General features: G+C 63.0%; 14 protein-coding genes and 4 tRNA genes. 14 read left to right on the top strand and 4 right to left on the bottom strand.

Going from position 1 to position 17,119, the window contains the following annotated elements; genetic code table 11:
• Positions 1 to 71: 71 nt before the first annotated feature.
• From pyrC to HOP59_RS10785, 3 genes are all read left to right on the top strand, one after another.
• Complete coding sequence (pyrC, locus tag HOP59_RS10775) at positions 72 to 1,109, top strand: dihydroorotase (protein ID WP_010628472.1); 1,038 nt, start codon at positions 72 to 74, stop codon at positions 1,107 to 1,109.
• Positions 1,110 to 1,326: 217 nt separating this feature from the next.
• Complete coding sequence (locus HOP59_RS10780; protein WP_234253968.1) at positions 1,327 to 2,193, top strand: polysaccharide pyruvyl transferase family protein; 867 nt, start codon at positions 1,327 to 1,329, stop codon at positions 2,191 to 2,193.
• Positions 2,194 to 2,198: 5 nt separating this feature from the next.
• Positions 2,199 to 3,176, top strand: a complete 978-nt coding sequence (locus HOP59_RS10785) for a glycosyltransferase family 2 protein (protein WP_010628474.1) — start codon at positions 2,199 to 2,201, stop codon at positions 3,174 to 3,176.
• Positions 3,177 to 3,285: 109 nt separating this feature from the next.
• On the opposite strand, the gene mtnN is transcribed toward HOP59_RS10785, so the two are convergent.
• Complete coding sequence (gene mtnN / locus HOP59_RS10790) at positions 3,286 to 4,026, bottom strand: 5'-methylthioadenosine/S-adenosylhomocysteine nucleosidase (protein ID WP_010628475.1); 741 nt, start codon at positions 4,024 to 4,026, stop codon at positions 3,286 to 3,288.
• 120 nt (positions 4,027 to 4,146) lie between these two features.
• The gene (gene folD / locus HOP59_RS10795) at positions 4,147 to 5,025 is read right to left on the bottom strand and encodes a bifunctional methylenetetrahydrofolate dehydrogenase/methenyltetrahydrofolate cyclohydrolase FolD (protein ID WP_010628476.1); all 879 of its coding nucleotides are present in this window, start codon (positions 5,023 to 5,025) and stop codon (positions 4,147 to 4,149) included.
• Positions 5,026 to 5,236: 211 nt separating this feature from the next.
• Between folD and HOP59_RS10800 the strand changes: the two genes are divergently transcribed.
• The 11 genes from HOP59_RS10800 to HOP59_RS10850 all read left to right on the top strand — a co-directional run bounded on the left by HOP59_RS10800 (position 5,237) and on the right by HOP59_RS10850 (position 15,781).
• Positions 5,237 to 5,313: transfer RNA gene (locus tag HOP59_RS10800), tRNA-Pro, on the top strand.
• A gap of 67 nt (positions 5,314 to 5,380) precedes the next feature.
• Positions 5,381 to 5,457, top strand: a tRNA-Arg gene (locus HOP59_RS10805).
• Positions 5,458 to 5,533: 76 nt separating this feature from the next.
• Positions 5,534 to 5,608: transfer RNA gene (locus tag HOP59_RS10810), tRNA-His, on the top strand.
• A gap of 32 nt (positions 5,609 to 5,640) precedes the next feature.
• A tRNA-His gene (locus tag HOP59_RS10815) sits at positions 5,641 to 5,715 on the top strand.
• A 374-nt stretch (positions 5,716 to 6,089) separates the two neighbouring features.
• Positions 6,090 to 7,448, top strand: a complete 1,359-nt coding sequence (gene tig / locus HOP59_RS10820; protein ID WP_010628477.1) for a trigger factor — start codon at positions 6,090 to 6,092, stop codon at positions 7,446 to 7,448.
• Positions 7,449 to 7,539: 91 nt separating this feature from the next.
• Positions 7,540 to 8,160, top strand: a complete 621-nt coding sequence (gene clpP / locus HOP59_RS10825; protein WP_010628478.1) for an ATP-dependent Clp endopeptidase proteolytic subunit ClpP — start codon at positions 7,540 to 7,542, stop codon at positions 8,158 to 8,160.
• A 77-nt stretch (positions 8,161 to 8,237) separates the two neighbouring features.
• A complete protein-coding gene (gene clpX, locus HOP59_RS10830) occupies positions 8,238 to 9,515 on the top strand; it encodes an ATP-dependent Clp protease ATP-binding subunit ClpX (protein WP_010628479.1) in 1,278 nt (425 codons plus the stop codon).
• Positions 9,516 to 9,666: 151 nt separating this feature from the next.
• A complete protein-coding gene (gene lon / locus HOP59_RS10835) occupies positions 9,667 to 12,072 on the top strand; it encodes an endopeptidase La (protein WP_234253969.1) in 2,406 nt (801 codons plus the stop codon).
• Positions 12,073 to 12,248: 176 nt separating this feature from the next.
• Positions 12,249 to 12,521 (top strand): nucleoid-associated protein HU-beta, encoded by a 273-nt coding sequence (gene hupB, locus HOP59_RS10840; protein ID WP_010628481.1) that lies wholly within the window; start codon positions 12,249 to 12,251, stop codon positions 12,519 to 12,521.
• Positions 12,522 to 12,761: 240 nt separating this feature from the next.
• Complete coding sequence (locus tag HOP59_RS10845) at positions 12,762 to 14,579, top strand: SurA N-terminal domain-containing protein (protein ID WP_234253970.1); 1,818 nt, start codon at positions 12,762 to 12,764, stop codon at positions 14,577 to 14,579.
• A gap of 149 nt (positions 14,580 to 14,728) precedes the next feature.
• The gene (locus tag HOP59_RS10850) at positions 14,729 to 15,781 is read left to right on the top strand and encodes a CobW family GTP-binding protein (RefSeq protein WP_234253971.1); all 1,053 of its coding nucleotides are present in this window, start codon (positions 14,729 to 14,731) and stop codon (positions 15,779 to 15,781) included.
• A 7-nt stretch (positions 15,782 to 15,788) separates the two neighbouring features.
• Here the strand turns inward: HOP59_RS10850 and HOP59_RS10855 are convergent, their stop codons facing one another.
• Positions 15,789 to 16,550 (bottom strand): UDP-2,3-diacylglucosamine diphosphatase, encoded by a 762-nt coding sequence (locus tag HOP59_RS10855; RefSeq protein ID WP_234253972.1) that lies wholly within the window; start codon positions 16,548 to 16,550, stop codon positions 15,789 to 15,791.
• A 25-nt stretch (positions 16,551 to 16,575) separates the two neighbouring features.
• Positions 16,576 to 17,085, bottom strand: a complete 510-nt coding sequence (locus HOP59_RS10860) for a peptidylprolyl isomerase (protein ID WP_234253973.1) — start codon at positions 17,083 to 17,085, stop codon at positions 16,576 to 16,578.
• Positions 17,086 to 17,119 lie beyond the last annotated feature (34 nt).

Here is a 17,119-nt window from a genome sequence, read left to right on the forward strand (position 1 = left end):
GGTACGCCATTTTGGTCGGGCCTTCCGGTATACTCTGGCATCGACACTCATGTTGAACGACAGGACGCCCCGTGACCGCTATTACCCTGACCCGACCCGATGACTGGCATCTCCACCTGCGCGACGGCGAGGCGCTAGCAGCCGTGGTGCCCGCCACTGCGCGTCAGATGGGGCGGGCGATCATCATGCCCAATCTCAAGCCGCCGGTCACCACCACCGAGCAGGCGCAAGGCTATCGCGAGAGAATTCTGGCGGCTCGCCCCACGGGTTCCACCTTCGAGCCGCTAATGACGCTCTACCTCACCGACAATACCCCGGCGGAAGAGATCGAGCGGGCCGTGGCAAGCGGTCTGGTGCATGCAGTGAAGCTCTATCCCGCCGGAGCGACGACCAACTCCGACTCGGGCGTCACCGATCTGGCGCACTGCGATGCCGCCATCGGCGCCATGGCACGCCTCGGCTTGCCGCTGCTGGTGCATGGCGAAGTCACCGATGCCGAGATCGACATCTTCGACCGCGAAGCGGTGTTCATCGAGCGGGTGATGAAGCCGCTGCTCGAGCGTCATCCGGATCTCAATGTGGTATTCGAGCACATCACCACCGCCGATGCCGCCGAGTTCGTCGCTCAGGCTCCGGCCAACGTGGGTGCGACCATCACCGCTCACCACCTGCTGTTCAACCGCAACCACATGCTCGTGGGCGGCATTCGCCCGCACTACTACTGCTTGCCGATCCTCAAGCGCGAGCGCCATCGCGAGGCGTTGCTGGCGGCCGCCACCTCGGGCAGCGGCAAGTTCTTCCTCGGCACCGACAGCGCGCCCCACGCTCAGGGCGACAAGGAGTCGGCCTGCGGATGTGCCGGCGCCTATACCGCACCGGCGGCCATCGAGCTCTACGCAGCTGCCTTCGAGCAGGCCGGTGCTCTGGACCGGCTGGAGGGCTTCGCCAGCCACTTCGGGCCGGACTTCTACGGCCTGCCGCGCAACGCCGACACTATTACCCTGGTACGGGAGGAGTGGACGCTGCCCGACTCGCTGCCCTATGCCAACGGTCAGCGCATCGTGCCGCTCAAGGCGGGGGAAACGCTGATGTGGAAGCTGCGCGACTGACCGCTCGAGCGGAAGCGAGACGGCCGCCTTCGGGCGGCCGTTCTGCATTTGGTGATGGGTATCATGTTCGATGACATTCCTGCGGCGAAGCCGTGACGGCTAGTCTATCGTGTGAGTTGAGTACAGGGAGTACTCTCTCATCGCTACTTACGTTCCATCTGAGTGCCTGAGGCTTGGCCGCAGGGTGCCCGTAGGTATGCGTCGAGAACGATCCAGGATGACAAGGTCGACTCATAAGCAGGTTCGCAAGGGGCTTCGCAGCCTGCTCGAGTTTGCGTTGCTGCTGACCTTCGCCAGGGAGAGGATTCCGGTCGTATATTTCGACAAACGGCTGAACGTCGGAGATGCGATCACGCCTTACCTGGTACGGCGGCTCACCGGTAAGGATGCCTACCGCGTTCACTCGAACGTGGGCGCGCATCTGTTGGGTGTGGGAAGCATCCTTCACCAGGCGAAAAGTCGGAGTCTGGTGTGGGGTAGCGGTGTCATCGACCCGCGGTGGCTACCAGGACGAGAGGCTCTCGAGCATGCCCGCTTCCTGGCGCTCAGGGGTCGGCTTACCCAACAGCTGTTGGCTGCCAATGGCGCGGATGTCTCAAGAGCGATACTGGGCGATCCTGCTCTCCTCATGCCTCTGTTCTACCAGCCTGTGCGTTGCGATCGGCACTACCGTGTCGGGCTGGTGCCTCACTATATCGATCTGGATAACCCCGTGGTCCGCTATATGGCGGGTCTGCCCGACGTCAAGTTGATCGACGTGGGGCAGCAGCCTGAGCCGTTCATTGATGCCCTCGCCGAATGCGATGCGATCGTTTCTTCCTCGCTGCATGGGTTGATTCTTGCCGATTGCTACCGAATTCCCAATCGTTGGGTGCGGTTCTCCGATGCTCTGATCGGTGGCGAGTTCAAGTTTCGCGACTATTACAGTACGACGGACGCTCCCGATACCGGCGTCTTGACGCTAAGGGGGCGGGCTGAGGCCGACGATTGCATGGCGGCGTTGCCTGCACGGGGTGGGGTGGCGAAGTATCTGAATGAACCGGAGCGGTTGGTCGCCAGTTTTCCCTTCGACGAATTCAAGTGACGGTCATGGACATGCGCGAGCCGACCATCAGCATCATCGTCCCGGCCTACAACGTGGCCTCCTATATAGAGGCCGCGCTTGAGAGCCTGGCCAGCCAGACGTTACCGCCCCACGAGGTCATCATCGTTGACGATGGCAGCGAGGATGACACCTGGGAGCGTCTACGTGCATTTCCTCATCCCTATCGCGTCGAGCTGATAGCGACGGTCAACCAGGGGCAGGGTAGGGCCCGAAACCTTGGGATTGCCAGTGCGTCGGGCGATTACGTCTACTTCTTCGATGCCGATGACCTGCTGGAATCCGATTTCATCGAGCAGATGCATGCCCTCATCACATCCACCCACTACCCGGACATCATCTTCTTTTCGGGAGCTGCGTTCTTCGACGAAGGGGCGAAAGGGCTGGGTTTGGTGCGCTCCTACCGCCGCGGGTTCGAAGGCGAGTACACCAGTGCGGCTGACCTCCTGGCGGCGTTCGAACGGCATGGCGGCGGCTCCTGCAGCCCTTGTCTCTATCTGAGCAAGCGCATGCTGTGGGGGGATCGATTGGGCTTCAAGGCTTACTATCACGAGGATGAACAGGTCTTCTATCCCCTGATCTTTTCAGCCAGACGTCATGTGGTGACCGATCGTGTATTGTTCCGGCGCAGAATCCGTCATAACTCCACCATGACGATGGCCAAGTGCATGAAGCACGTGAAGGGCCTGCATGGCCTGCTCGGGTCGCTGTTGGAGCTTTATCGCGACCCCGCCTATCGCAGTTGCCGGCGTCATATCCGCAAGCGTGCTCTGCAGTATACCGGTCAGTACATGGGCGTATGCCGCAAGGTGCGGGCACCCTATGATCTCTCGCTTCTGCTGGCGCTGATGCTAGGATTCAGAAACCGCAGCATGTGCTTGAAAATCGTCTTTCATGCGCTCAGCGATTCGCTGCGTATCGCGATCAAGCGTCTGATGGGCCGGGGCAAGGTGTGTAGCCACTGAGGCAGGACGGCTTTGCTGGGGGCGCTGGGGAGCGGTGCGTTGGCAGGCAGGGAGCGGTCATGGTCTCGGCCATTGCCGCTCCCCTGTTTTTTCAGGCGAAGCCTGATGCCTAGCTGGCGGCGAGTTCGATGTCGGGTTGCGGCTCGGTCTTGCCCAGACGCAGGACCATGCGCTCCACCATGCGTGCCGAGTGCGCGGCGGCTTGCTCCAGGAACTGCTCGAACGAGAGGTGATTGTCGCCGCCGCCGGGGATGTCGGACAGCGCGCGGATGACCACGAACGGACAACCGTAGAGGTGGCAGGTCTGAGCGATGGCGGCGGCTTCCATCTCGGCCGCCAGCATGGTGGGGAAGCGTGTGCGGGTCTTGGTGACCAGCTCCGGGCAGGCCATGAAGACGTCGCCGGTAGCGATCAGGCCTTCCACCACCTTGACCTCGCCCAGCTCCTCGATGCACTCCCGGGCGAGCGTGACCAGACGGGCATCGGGCAGGTAGGCGGCGGGCATCTGCGGCACCTGGCCATGCTCGTAGCCGAACGCCACGGCATCCACATCGTGATGTCGCACCTCGCTGGATACCACGATGTCGCCGATCTCCAGCCCTTCACCGAAGCCGCCGGCCGAACCGGTGTTGATGATCGCTTCGGGCTGGTAGACGTCGAGCAGCAGGGTAGTACCGATGGCGGCATTGACCTTGCCGATGCCCGACTGCAGGATGACCACATCGACACCGTGCAGCTTGCCGTGATGGAAGGTGCAGCCCACATGGGTGCGGGTACGGCGGCCTTCCAGTTGCGAAGCCAGGTAGTCGACCTCCTGGGCCATGGCGCCGATGATACCGATGCGTTTCATCTCGAGTCGCTTGCTCCGCTAAGGCGGCCGGGCCGCCGTGTCGTGAGTAGGTATGTTCTGAGGAGGGGCGTATTCTAGCGGAGCGACGCTAGGTTGTCAGGTTCAGGCTGCCAAGTTCTATCAGAGCGTGGCGGATTCCTGTTCCATGGCATCGTGGCGCTCCGCGGCGTAGAGGGTGTTCTCCAGCAGCGAAGCGACGGTCATCGGGCCCACGCCACCCGGTACCGGCGTGATCCAGGCAGCGCGCTCGGCGGCCGAGGTGAATTCCACGTCGCCGACCAGTCTGCCGTCCTCCTCGCGGTTGATGCCCACATCGATGACGATGGCGCCGTCGCGTACCCACTCTCCCTTGACCAGGCCCGGCTTGCCGACCGCTACCACCAGCAGCTCAGCGCGACGCACATGCTCTTCGAGGTTGCGGGTGAAGCGGTGGCACACGGTAGTGGTGCAGCCGGCCAGCATGAGTTCCAGTGCCATGGGGCGGCCGACGATGTTGGAGGCACCGACCACGGTGGCGTCCATGCCGCGCACCTTGAGGCCGCTGGCCTGCAGCAAGGTCATGATGCCCTTGGGGGTGCAGGGGCGGAGTACCGGCAAACGCTGCGCCAGACGTCCCAGGTTGTAGGGGTGGAACCCATCGACGTCCTTGTGCGGCAGGATACGCTCGAGGATCGGGCGCGCGTCGAGGTGGGCCGGCAGAGGCAGCTGCAGCAGGATGCCGTCGATGCGCGGGTCGGCGTTGAGCTCGTCGATCAGCCGCTCGAGCCTCTGCTGGCTGGTATCGCTGGGCAGAGTGTGCCGAAAGGAGAGAATGCCGGCCTGCTCGCAGGCGCGGTGCTTGTTGCTGACGTAGACGTGGGAAGCCGGGTCTTCGCCCACCAGAACCACGGCGAGGCCCGGTATGCGCTTGCCCTCGGTGCGGCGCGTTTCGACCTGGCGTGCAACTTGCTCGCGGACCTGAGCGGCTATGGCCTTGCCGTCGATGAGTTGGGCGGTCATCGTTTCTCCCCTGTGGTGAATGAGTGAGCGGCGCTGCCAATGCCGACCGTAAGTTCTCGAAGGGGGCCGATTTTCGCATGCCGCGCCGTCCAGGCAAAGCGCAAAAGCCTCGCTGCTTCAGATAGCTATTGACCGCGAAGGATTCTCGCGTAGAATACGCAGCGCTCGACGAGGCCTGGTTGTTGGCTGTCGAGGGCCGTGCGAAGGCCGGCGGGGTGTAGCGCAGTCTGGTAGCGCGCCTGCTTTGGGAGCAGGATGTCGGGGGTTCGAATCCCTCCACCCCGACCACAACCTTTTGTTTACGCTGAGGAAATGGCGAATCAGGGTTGCGGTCAGACGCCATGGATCGTAGAATGCGCCCATAGCTCAACCGGATAGAGCAACGGCCTTCTAAGCCGTAGGTTGCAGGTTCGAGTCCTGCTGGGCGTGCCAATGCTGTTGCCCGCGGCGGGTCTCCGGTTCGAGTGGTGTAGTAGCGAGTGATGTAGTAGGTAGTAGTGTCGATATGGTGGATGTAGCTCAGTGGTAGAGCCCCGGATTGTGGCTCCGGTGGTCGTGGGTTCGATCCCCATCATCCACCCCAATCGACTCTTGTGACGCCTCATCTCTGCAATGGTGGATGTAGCTCAGTGGTAGAGCCCCGGATTGTGGCTCCGGTGGTCGTGGGTTCGATCCCCATCATCCACCCCATTGCACCTCTGTTATACTTTTCTGTACCTTTCCTTTCCTCTATCTTTTTTCGTTGCCGCGAGTCTTTCATTGCCGCTGGTGGCGCTGTCATCATGTTCGCTCTCTTGAGTGGATGCTCGCCGGGCACTGGTTGTCAAAGACCTGGTTGTCGAAGACCTGGTTGTCAAAGACAGGGTGGTCATGGCTTGCCGAGGCCGGGTTACAATGCCCGCATAATGAAGTGCCGGACGAAATGCCTTGCAAAACGCCCTTGTAAAGCGCCCGTCGCGCCCCAACCAATGGGTGTAATGCTTGCCAGCGTAGGGCGGGATTCTTAGAATCTCTCTTTTACATTCATGCTTCCCAAGAACGCCCCTAGTGGTAGAGGACCATTCATGCAAGTTTCCGTCGAAACGACCTCCCAGATCGAGCGCCGTGTCACGTTCCAGGTGCCGGCCGCCGAGGTCGACGAGGCCGTCGAGGCCCGCCTCAAGGACACGGCGAAGAACATTCGTCTCAATGGCTTCCGCAAGGGCCGGGTGCCCATGGCCGTGGTGCGTCAGCGTTACGGTCGCGGCGTGCGCGACGAGGTCGTGGGCGAGCTGATGCGTGAGCGCTATGTGCGTGCGATCACCGAGCAGAACCTCAACCCGGCGGGCTTCCCGAGCATCGAGCCCAAGGTCGACGAGACCGGCAAGGACCTGGAGTTCGTGGCCTCCCTCGAGGTCTACCCCGAAATCGAGCTGGCCTCGATCGAAGGTACCGAGGTCGAGCGTCCGCAGGTCGAAGTCAGCGATGCCGATCTCGAGGAGATGGTCGAGACTCTGCGCAAGCAGAATGCATCCTGGGAAGAGGTCGAGCGTGCCGCCGAGCAGGGCGATCAGGTCAAGATCGACTTCAAGGGCTTCCTGGGCGACGAGCCGTTCGAAGGCGGCAGCGCTGAAGGTCACGACCTGGTGCTGGGCTCCGGCAACTTCATTCCCGGCTTCGAGGACCAGCTCGTCGGCGCCAAGGCAGGTGAAGAGAAGGAGATCAAGGTCACCTTCCCCGAGGACTACCAGGCCGAGCATCTGGCCGGTCAGGAAGCCACCTTCAAGGTCAAGGTGCACGCGGTGAAGGGCCAGGCCCTGCCGGAAGTCGACGAAGAGTTCATCAAGCGCTTCGGCGTCGAGGATGGCAACGTCGAGAAGTTCCGTGAAGAGGTCAAGAAGAACATGGCGCGCGAGGCCAAGCAGGCCGTCGACAATCGCGTCAAGCAGCAGGTGCTCGGGGCGCTGAAGAAGGCCAACGACATTCCGGTGCCGCAGTCCCTGGTCCAGCAGGAAACTGATGCGCTCAAGCGCCAGGCGGCCCAGCAGTTCGGCCTGGGCGAAGACTTCGACGTGTCCCAGCTGCCCAACGAGCTGTTCTCCGAGCAGGCCAAGAGCCGCGTTCAGATCGGCCTGCTGCTGGCCGAGGTGATCAAGGCCAACGAGCTCGACGCCAGCGACGACGAAATTCGCGCCAAGGTCGAGGAGCTCGCTGAGCAGTACCAGGATCCGCAGCAGGTCGTTGACTACTACATGGGCAACGATCAACTCAAGACCCAGGTCAAGTCGGCTATCCTTGAGGAGAAAGCCGTCGACAAGCTGCTGGAGCAAGCGACCGTCAAGGACGTTGAGATGAGCTACCAGCAGGCTCTCGCAGCCGCTCAGCAGGGCGAGCAGGCCGAAGAGGGCGCAGATGAGGAAGGCGAGGAAGAGGCCAAGAGCTGATTCGGCGTCACGCCCCTCGACCTGCCGGCCGCGAGAGTGCGGCCGGCAGGTGCAGTCGCTTCCATTCATCGGATGCAAGGACATCACACTGATGAGCAACGAGTTCGAGACCCGGAACGCCGGCGGCCTGGTGCCGATGGTGGTTGAGCAGAGCGCACGCGGCGAGCGGGCCTACGACATCTACTCCAGGCTGTTGAAGGAGCGGGTGATCTTTCTGGTGGGGCCGGTGGAAGACCACATGGCCAACCTGATCGTGGCGCAGCTGCTGTTCCTCGAGTCCGAGAATCCGGACAAGGACATCCATCTCTACATCAACTCGCCGGGCGGCGCCGTGACGGCCGGGATGGCGATCTACGACACCATGCAGTTCATCAAGCCCGATGTCTCCACGGTCTGCATCGGTCAGGCAGCCAGTATGGGGGCGCTGCTGTTGGCTGGCGGCGCCTCAGGCAAGCGTTATTCACTGCCCCACTCGCGCATGATGATCCACCAGCCGCTGGGCGGTTATCAGGGGCAGGCGGCCGATATCGAGATCCATACCCGCGAGATCCTGGGCATCCGTGACAAGCTCAACCGTATCCTGGCGCATCACACCGGGCAGGATATCGAGACGATTGCCCGCGACACCGATCGTGACAACTTCATGAGCGGCACTCAGGCAACGGAGTACGGTCTCATAGATGCCGTACTGGATAAGCGGCCCACATCCTGATAGCGTGAATTCAGACACGCTTCATATACGTGATTAGCGGCGGCCGGTCGGGCCGCCGAAGTGACAGAGGTACGCGAATGGCCGACGGCAAAGGCAAGGACGAAGGCGGCAAGCTGCTTTACTGCTCGTTCTGTGGCAAGAATCAGAACGAGGTGCGCAAGCTGATTGCAGGCCCGTCCGTCTATATCTGCGACGAGTGTGTCGACCTGTGCAACGACATCATTCGCGAGGAAGTTCTCGATGCCGATGCCGAGAGCGATGAGGAGCGCCTGCCCGTTCCCCGCGAGATTCGTCGCACCCTGGACGAATACGTCATCGGTCAGGACCGCGCCAAGACGGTGCTGTCCGTGGCCGTGTACAACCACTACAAGCGTCTGCGCGCCGGCATCAAGGGCGACGACGTCGAGCTCGGCAAGTCCAATATCCTGCTGATCGGTCCTACCGGCAGCGGCAAGACGCTGCTGGCCGAGACCATGGCACGTCTGCTCAACGTGCCCTTCACCATCGCCGATGCCACCACCCTCACCGAGGCGGGCTATGTCGGCGAGGATGTCGAGAACATCATCCAGAAGCTGCTGCAGAAGTGCGACTACGATGTGGAGAAGGCCCAGCGCGGCATCGTCTACATCGACGAGATCGACAAGATCTCGCGCAAGTCGGACAACCCCTCGATCACCCGCGACGTGTCGGGCGAGGGCGTGCAGCAGGCGCTGCTGAAGCTGATCGAGGGTACCACGGCTTCCGTGCCGCCGCAGGGCGGGCGCAAGCATCCACAGCAGGAGTTCCTGCAGGTGGACACCGGCAACATACTGTTCATCGTGGGGGGCGCCTTTGCCGGCCTCGACAAGGTCATTCGAGACCGCGCCGAGAAGGGCGGCATCGGCTTCAGCGCGGTGGTGAAGAGCAAGGACGAGACCAAGGGCGTGGGCGACCTGCTCGCCGACGTCGAACCGGAGGATCTGGTCAAGTTCGGCCTGATCCCCGAGTTCGTCGGTCGTCTGCCGGTGATCGCCACGCTCACCGAGCTCAACGAAGACGCGCTGATTCAGATCCTGACCGAGCCCAAGAACTCCCTGGTCAAGCAGTACGCCCGCCTGTTCGACATGGAGGGCGTGGAGCTGGAGTTCCGCGAGGACGCGCTGCGTGCGGTGGCGGCCAAGGCCATGGCGCGCAAGACCGGGGCGCGTGGCTTGCGCTCCATCCTCGAGTCGGTTCTGCTCGACACCATGTACGAGATTCCCTCCATGGAGGGGGTGACCAAGGTGGTCATCGATGCTTCGGTCATCGCCGGGGACAGCGAGCCGCTGCTGATCTATTCTCAGCAGGACCAGCGGGTGGACGGCACCGACGGCTGAGGCCGTCCGGAAGTTGCCGTCACGCCCGTGACGAAAAGGGGTCGCTCGGGCGGCCCCTTTTTCATGCAGGTCGCCCGCGCCCCCTTGCAAAGGGGGTGTGCTGCCCCCACACCCCCTGTATTCACCGATTTCTGTTTGAGGAACGTCTGCGATGCAGCAGAACGCCGATCAGACTCTCAGTCTGCCCCTTTTGCCACTGCGCGACGTGGTCGTCTATCCGCAGATGGTCATCCCTCTGTTCGTCGGCCGAGAGAAGTCGATCCAGGCGCTCGACGCCGCCATGGCTGCCGACAAGCGCGTACTGCTGGTAGCCCAGCGCGAAGCCGGCCAGGACGACCCCGGCACCGACGACCTCTTCACCATCGGCACCATTGCCGAGATCATGCAGCTGCTCAAGCTGCCGGATGGCACCGTCAAGGTATTGATCGAGGGTGTCTCGCGGGCCGACCTGCGCGAAGTCCACCATGCCGACGGCGGACACAGCATGGCGGATGCGGTGTTGCGCGACAGCGAGCCCTTGACGGAGCGTGAGCAGGAGGCGCTGGTGCGCGTGCTGCTCAATCAGTTCGAGCAGTACGTCAAGCTGTCCAAGAAGGTGCCCAACGAGGTTCTCAACTCGCTCTCGGGCATCGAGGACCCGAGCCGTCTGGTCGATACCATCTGCGCTCATCTCTCGCTCAAGATCCACGACAAGCAGCAGCTGCTGGAAATGGATCGCGTGCGTGACCGTATCGAGCATCTGATGGCGCTGATCGAGTCGGAAATCGACCTGCTCCAGGTGGAGAAACGCATCCGCTCGCGGGTCAAGGATCAGATGGAGAAGTCCCAGCGCGAGTACTATCTCAACGAGCAGATGAAGGCCATCCAGAAGGAGATGGGCGAGCTCGAGAACGTGCCCAACGAGGCCGAGAAGTACGAGGCTGCCATCGAAGAGTCAGGCATGCCCAAGGAGGCGCGGGAGAAGGCCCTGCAAGAGCTGGGCAAGCTCAAGATGATGTCGCCGAGCTCCGCGGAAGCCACGGTGGTACGCTCCTACCTCGACTGGATGGTGGGCGTGCCGTGGAAGAAGCGCACCCGGGTCAAGCATGACCTGCCGCACGCCCACAAGGTACTCGACGAGGATCACTACGGCCTCGACGAGGTCAAGGAGCGCATCCTCGAGTACCTGGCAGTGCAGAAGCGCGTCAAGAAGCTCAAGGGGCCCGTGCTGTGCCTGGTGGGGCCGCCCGGGGTGGGCAAGACCTCGCTCGGCCAGTCGATCGCACGAGCCACCAACCGCAAGTACGTGCGGCTGGCGCTCGGCGGCGTGCGTGACGAATCCGAGATTCGCGGCCATCGCCGCACCTACATCGGTTCGCTGCCCGGCAAGCTGATCCAACGCATGAGCAAGGCCGGGGTCAAGAACCCGCTGTTCCTGCTGGACGAGGTCGACAAGCTCGGCATGGATCACCGCGGCGACCCCGCCTCGGCGCTGCTGGAAGTCCTCGATCCGGAGCAGAACGACAAGTTCAACGATCACTACCTGGAGCTCGATTACGATCTCTCGGAAGTGATGTTCATCTGTACCGCCAACTCGATGAACATTCCCGGCCCGCTGCTCGACCGCATGGAAGTGATTCGCCTGCCGGGCTACACCGAGGACGAGAAGCTCGCCATTGCCCGGCGCTACCTAGTGCCGAAGCAGCTCCGGGCCACCGGCTTCAAGGAGGACGAACTCGCCTTCTCCGATGAGTCGCTGCTGGAGCTGATTCGTTACTACACTCGCGAAGCGGGCGTGCGCGAGCTTGAGCGCCAGATCGCCAAGGTGTGCCGCAAGGTGCTTCGCGAACGGCTCGAATACGAAGGCAAGGGGGCCCAGGCGCCGGTGTTACTCGCCGCAGCCGACATAGAGAAATATGCCGGGGTGCGTCGTTACAGCTACGGTCTGGCCGACAAGGAGGATCAGGTGGGTCGCGTGACCGGCTTGGCCTGGACGTCGGTTGGCGGGGAGCTGCTGAACATCGAGTCGGTGGTCACGCCCGGCAAGGGGCGCATCAACAAGACCGGCTCGCTGGGCGACGTGATGAAGGAGTCCGTTAGCGCGGCGCATACCGTGGTGCGTGCTCGCGCCGAGTCGCTGGGCATCGAGCCCGAGCGTTTCGAGAAGGAAGACCTGCACATTCATGTGCCGGAAGGTGCTACACCCAAGGACGGCCCCAGTGCCGGCATCGCCATGGTGACTGCCATGGTCTCTGCCTATACCGGGCGCCCCATTCGCTGCGACCTGGCCATGACCGGCGAGGTGAATCTGCGTGGTGAGGTGATGCCGATCGGCGGGGTGAAGGAGAAATTGCTGGCGGCACGGCGCGGTGGTATAAAGATCGTGCTAATTCCGGAAGAGAACCGCCGTGACCTCAAGGAGGTTCCGGATAACATCAAGGACGCGCTGGATATCCGGCCAGTCCGTTGGATCGATGAGGTGCTGGCGTCGGCGTTGGTTGCAAGTCCCGATACCAACGGGGAAGAATCCCGAACGGATGATTCGGCTTCTTCTTCAACGATGATCAGTACACATTAACGATAATTGCCGTGCCATTTCGGGAAGAAAAGCTCGCAATGGCGCGGTTTGGCGCCGCAGTTGCTTGACACCTCTTTTACAGCATTGCTATAAACTGCCAGCCGTGCTGTGATCGTGTTGCCGGGCGAAAGGCACGCCGATTAGAGCCATTTACTGAAACCGTCAAGGGGTGAAGTGTGAACAAATCCGAGCTGATCGAAGCCATCGCCGCGTCTGCCGATATTCCCAAGGCCGCTGCGTCTCGTGCACTGGATGCCATGGTCGATACCGTTACCGAGAGCCTCAAGAAAGGGGATAGCGTTTCACTCGTCGGGTTTGGTACTTTCTCGGTGAAGGAGCGTGCCGCCCGTACCGGCCGCAACCCGCAGACCGGCCAGCCGATCGAGATCAGTGCAGCCAAGGTGCCGTCCTTCAAGGCTGGCAAGGCACTGAAAGACTCCGTCAACTGAGACAACGGATTGTTTGCTCCGCCAGTCCGGTAGCGGGCTATTCAGCGTCGGAAGCAAACCATCAGGCGCACCGCTTCGGCGGTGCGCCTTATTTTTTGGCGGATACGTCTTATTTGGCGTCGTTGTCGGAAGCGGCTTCCACATCGATGACGAGCCGGGCGGTGCAGCCATGGTCCGCGAGGCCTGGTCGCCGTATAATATGGCCCCACTGCCAGCCAACAATCAGTTACCGAGGCCTGCATGCTGCAAAGTATTCGTGACCGCTCCAGAAGTTGGGGTGCCAAGATCATCGTGGGTGCCGTGGTCGTTACCATGGCGCTGTTCGGTGTCGAGTCCCTGGTGGGGCTGTTCGGTGGTGGCGGCGATGAAGTCGCCAAGGTCAATGGCCAGTCCATTACCCGCCAGGAGCTGGAGCAGGAGGTGCAGCGTGCCATTCGCTCAGGTCAGGTGCCGCCTGAGCAGGAGCGCGCCCTGCGTGGCCAGGTGCTCGACGAGATGATTGGCGAGCGCCTGCTGCTGGCTTTTGCTGAGGAGGGTGGCCTTCATCTCTCCGATGAGCAGCTCGATCAGGTCATCGTGACCTTGCCCGAGTTCCAAGACCAGAACGGCCGCTTCGATACCGACCTGTTCCGCAATCGACTGGCCAGTGCCGGCTTCACGCCGTCCTCCTTTCGTGCCGCATTGCGCGTCGACCTCAAGCGTCAGCAATTGCAGCAGGGTCTGGCGGTAAGCGACTTCGTGCTCGACAGCGAGCGTGAGACTCTGGCGGCGCTGCAGGCTCAGGTGCGCAGCTTTCGCTACCATGCGCTGGGTGCCGAAGCGCTCGACGAGCCGGTGGAGGTCAGCGAGGAGGAGCTGCTCGCCTATTACGAGGAGCATCGCGAGAACTACCAGCGGCCGGAACAGGTGCGTCTGGAGTACGTGATCGTCGATCGTCAGGAGATGGCCGGCGAGGTCGAGGTGGACGAGGAGGCGCTGCGTCAGGAGTGGCAGAATCGCGGTCGCGACGCCGATCGGAGAGTTTCCCACATCATGGCCACGCACGATGGCGAACGCACCCGTGAAGAAGCCGTGGAGCGACTGGAAGCCGTTCGTGAGCGGCTGGCCGAGGGCGATGACTTCGAGGCCCTGGCGCTCGAGTACTCCGACGATCCTGCCTCCGCCGAGCAGGGTGGCGATCTCGGCGTGATCAGTCGCGGCTTCTTCGGCGATGACTTCGACGACGCCGCCTTCTCGCTCGCTCCCGGGCAGGTCTCCGGCATCGTGGAGACCAGCAGCGGCCTGCATCTGATCAAGGTCACGGGGCTGGATCAACCGTCCTTCGAGGAGATGCGCGACGATATTGCCCGTGAAATGGCCCTCGGCCAGGTAACCAGCGACTTCAACCGCCGTGTTCAGTCCTTGATCGATGAGAGCTTCGCCGCCGATGACCTGGCCAGCGTGGCCGATGGGCTGGGGCTCGAACTGCACGAGAGCGACTGGGTGTCGCGTGAAGGCGGCGAGGGCATACTCTCCGAGCCGGGCGTGATGAGCGAAGCGTTCAGCGAGGATGTGCTGGTCGAGGGCTTCAACAGCGAAGTCATCGAGCTCGACAACGATCGCCGCATGGTGCTGCGGGTCGCCGAGCATCGTGAGGCCACCGTGCTGCCCCTCGAGGAGGTGCGCGAGCGCGTGGCGGCATCCGTGACCCGCATCAAGCAGCGTGAGATGCTGCTCGACGTGGCGCGTCAGCAGGTAGAGCGGCTGCGTGCCGGAGAGGAGCTGGATATTGACTGGCAGCAGGTCGAAGGGGCCACACGCCAGCGGGACAATGTGCCGCGCTCCGTGCTCCAGGCTGCCTTCCGGTTGCCGCATCCCGAGGCGGGCGAGGCCGTGTTCGGCCACACCAGCGATGGGGAGAGGGTGGTCCTGATCGCGCTTGACGAGGTGGCCACCGGTGAGCCGGACGAGCAGGTCGATGCCTTCGTGGCGCGAATGGCCGAGCAGCTGCGCGCTCAAGCGGCCGTGCAGGGCCTGCGCAGTCATCTGCGGGAGACATCCGAGATCACTCGTCGCTAAATGCGACAGCCTGCCATGCAATACCGATAAGGGGGCACCGCCCCCTTATTTTCCATTCAGGTTTATACCGTTATCTTCTCTTCAGTTAGGCTTGCTGCTATGGCCGGCCTGTGTGTTACTCTATAACAATTGGTTTTGCAGGAGCGCTCATGGCTGCGACGCCGCTAAGATCGATACCCGTACATCTCTTCACCGGCTTTCTGGGCAGCGGCAAGAGCACGCTGATACGGCGTCTGATCGAGCAGAAGCCGGCAAACGAGCGCTGGGCGGTACTGATCAACGAGTTCGGCCAGGTCGGCATCGATCAGACGATGTTCGAGTCGCGGGACGATGTGATCGTGAAGGGGCTTCCCGGCGGCTGCATGTGCTGCCAGCTGGCTTTCGTGCTGCAGGCCACGCTGGTCAACCTGCTGCACCGTCATCGACCCGATCGACTGCTCATCGAGCCCTCGGGGCTCGGGCATCCCGCCGGTCTGCTCGACACGCTGCGCAGCGATGCCTTTGCCGAGGTGTTGGTGGTACAGGACATCGTGGCGCTGCTCGATCCGGCCCGGCTCGAGGATCCCCGCGCGCGCGAGCACGACACCTTCAACGACCAGTTGGCCATGGCCGACGCCGTTGCCTTGACCATGACCGACCGCGCCGGGTCGCAGGCGGTTGCTGCTGCCGAGGCCTTCGTGGAGCAGCTCTGGCCGCCCAAGAAGTGGGTGGCGCACGCTGCCCATGGCGAGCTGGATGTGAACGTGCTGATGGAAAGCGGCCGCCACACACCGGCGGCTGGGGGCGTGAGCAATCGACATGCGGCGCTGCGCGATCCTGGCGCTCGGATGCTGGTACTGGACGAGTTCGTTACGCAGGCGCCTCAGCCGGGCCGGCCGGTGGCGGCGCGCGGCCAGGCCTTGGGCTACCACACGCAGGGGTGGCGCTGGAGTCCCACCGAGGTGTTCGATCTCGACCGTCTGACCCTGGTGCTGGATCGCTTGCCGTCCGGGCTGCGCGTGAAGGGAGTGCTGCATACCGATGCGGGGTGGCGGCTCTACAACCGGGGCGAGGGGGCGGCGAGCCTGACTGTCAGTGCCTGGCGTCAGGACTCGCGCCTGGAGCTTATCGGCGAGGCGGCAGTGATGCCGCCGGCAGATGACCTTCTCGCCGCTATTCACGCCTGTCGTGTCAGGGGCGAAAAGGTCGATGCGCTGCCTTGAGCTGGCTTCAGAGGGCGATTTCCCGCAGGGTGGGGTCGCCATCGGGGCCGATTTCGATTTCCCAGCCTTTGCCGGGCTGCCAGTCGCCCAGCACGATGCGGCGGGCCGGGAGGTCGCCCACCTCGAGTTCGTGCACGGCGGGGCGGTGGGTGTGGCCGTGGATCAGGGTCGTCACGCCGTAATCGCGCATGGTGCGCACGACTTCCTCCGGGGTGACGTCCATGATGTCCTCGGCCTTGTTCGAGGTCGCTTCGCCGGACTGCTGACGCAGAGCGGCGGCCAGCTGCAGGCGGTCGGCCAGCGGCATGGCCAGCACCTGCTCCTGCCAGGCCTGGTTGCGGGCCTGTTCGCGAAAGGTCATGTAGGCCTCGTCGCGAGTGCACAGGCTGTCGCCGTGCATCAGCAATACCGGCTCGTCGGCGAAGCGCAGCACGGCCGGATCGGTGACCAGCTTGGCACCGCAGGCGGAAGCGAAGCGGTGGCCGAGCAGGAAGTCGCGGTTGCCGTGCATCAGGTAGATCTGGGTGCCTTCGTCGTTCAGGCGGCGCAGGGCGGCGGCCACACGCAGGGCCAGCTTGCCGGTGCCGCTGGGATCCTGGTCGGCGTGATCGAGCAGATCGTCGCCGATCCAGGCCTCGAAGAAGTCACCCAGGATGTAGAGTGCATCGACGCCCCGGGCTCTGCGCTCGAGCCAGCCGAGGAACCCCTCGGTGACGTCGGGCGCACCGGGGTGCAGGTGCAGGTCGGAGATCAGCAGGGTGGAACTCATGAGCTATCCCGTGGTTGGCTGCGGCTCAGCTGTCGTCTGCTTCGTCCTTGACGTAGGCGCGCTCGATGGTCACGTCTTCGGCGGGCACGTCGGCATGCATGCCGCGGCGGGTGGTGTTCACGGCGGTGATGCGCTCGACCACGTCCATGCCGTCCACAACTTCGCCGAATACGCAGTAGCCCCAGCCCTGCAGCGATTTGCCGCTGTGGTTGAGGAAGTCGTTGTCGGCCACGTTGATGAAGAACTGGGCGGTGGCGGAGTGGGGGTCCTGGGTGCGGGCCATGGCCAGGGTGCCGGTCAGGTTCTTCAGCCCGTTGTCGGCTTCGTTTTCGATCGGGTCGCGGGTCGGCTTCTGATTGAAGTCCTGATCGAAGCCGCCACCCTGAATCATGAAGCCGGGGATGACGCGATGAAACAAGGTGCCGTCGTAGTGGCCGTCGCGCACGTACTGCTCGAAATTGGCTGCGGTCTTGGGCGCCTGTTCGTGATTCAGGGTGATGGCGATGTCGCCGAAGCTGGTCTCGAGAATGATCATCGAAGTTTCCTGTACGATGGGAGCGCGCCTTGGC

The sequence above is a fragment of the Billgrantia aerodenitrificans genome, from assembly GCF_021404405.1.
Classification (GTDB): domain Bacteria; phylum Pseudomonadota; class Gammaproteobacteria; order Pseudomonadales; family Halomonadaceae; genus Halomonas; species Halomonas aerodenitrificans.

Coding starts and splice junctions, on each gene's coding strand:
- clpX (WP_010628479.1), top strand. CDS start 8,238: ATGGCCGACGGCAAAGGCAAGGACGAAGGCGGCAAGCTGCTTTACTGC.
- clpP (WP_010628478.1), top strand. CDS start 7,540: ATGAGCAACGAGTTCGAGACCCGGAACGCCGGCGGCCTGGTGCCGATG.
- mtnN (WP_010628475.1), bottom strand. CDS start 4,026: ATGAAACGCATCGGTATCATCGGCGCCATGGCCCAGGAGGTCGACTAC.
- HOP59_RS10855 (WP_234253972.1), bottom strand. CDS start 16,550: ATGAGTTCCACCCTGCTGATCTCCGACCTGCACCTGCACCCCGGTGCG.
- folD (WP_010628476.1), bottom strand. CDS start 5,025: ATGACCGCCCAACTCATCGACGGCAAGGCCATAGCCGCTCAGGTCCGC.
- HOP59_RS10850 (WP_234253971.1), top strand. CDS start 14,729: ATGGCTGCGACGCCGCTAAGATCGATACCCGTACATCTCTTCACCGGC.
- HOP59_RS10785 (WP_010628474.1), top strand. CDS start 2,199: ATGGACATGCGCGAGCCGACCATCAGCATCATCGTCCCGGCCTACAAC.
- lon (WP_234253969.1), top strand. CDS start 9,667: ATGCAGCAGAACGCCGATCAGACTCTCAGTCTGCCCCTTTTGCCACTG.
- HOP59_RS10845 (WP_234253970.1), top strand. CDS start 12,762: ATGCTGCAAAGTATTCGTGACCGCTCCAGAAGTTGGGGTGCCAAGATC.
- HOP59_RS10780 (WP_234253968.1), top strand. CDS start 1,327: ATGACAAGGTCGACTCATAAGCAGGTTCGCAAGGGGCTTCGCAGCCTG.
- HOP59_RS10860 (WP_234253973.1), bottom strand. CDS start 17,085: ATGATCATTCTCGAGACCAGCTTCGGCGACATCGCCATCACCCTGAAT.
- tig (WP_010628477.1), top strand. CDS start 6,090: ATGCAAGTTTCCGTCGAAACGACCTCCCAGATCGAGCGCCGTGTCACG.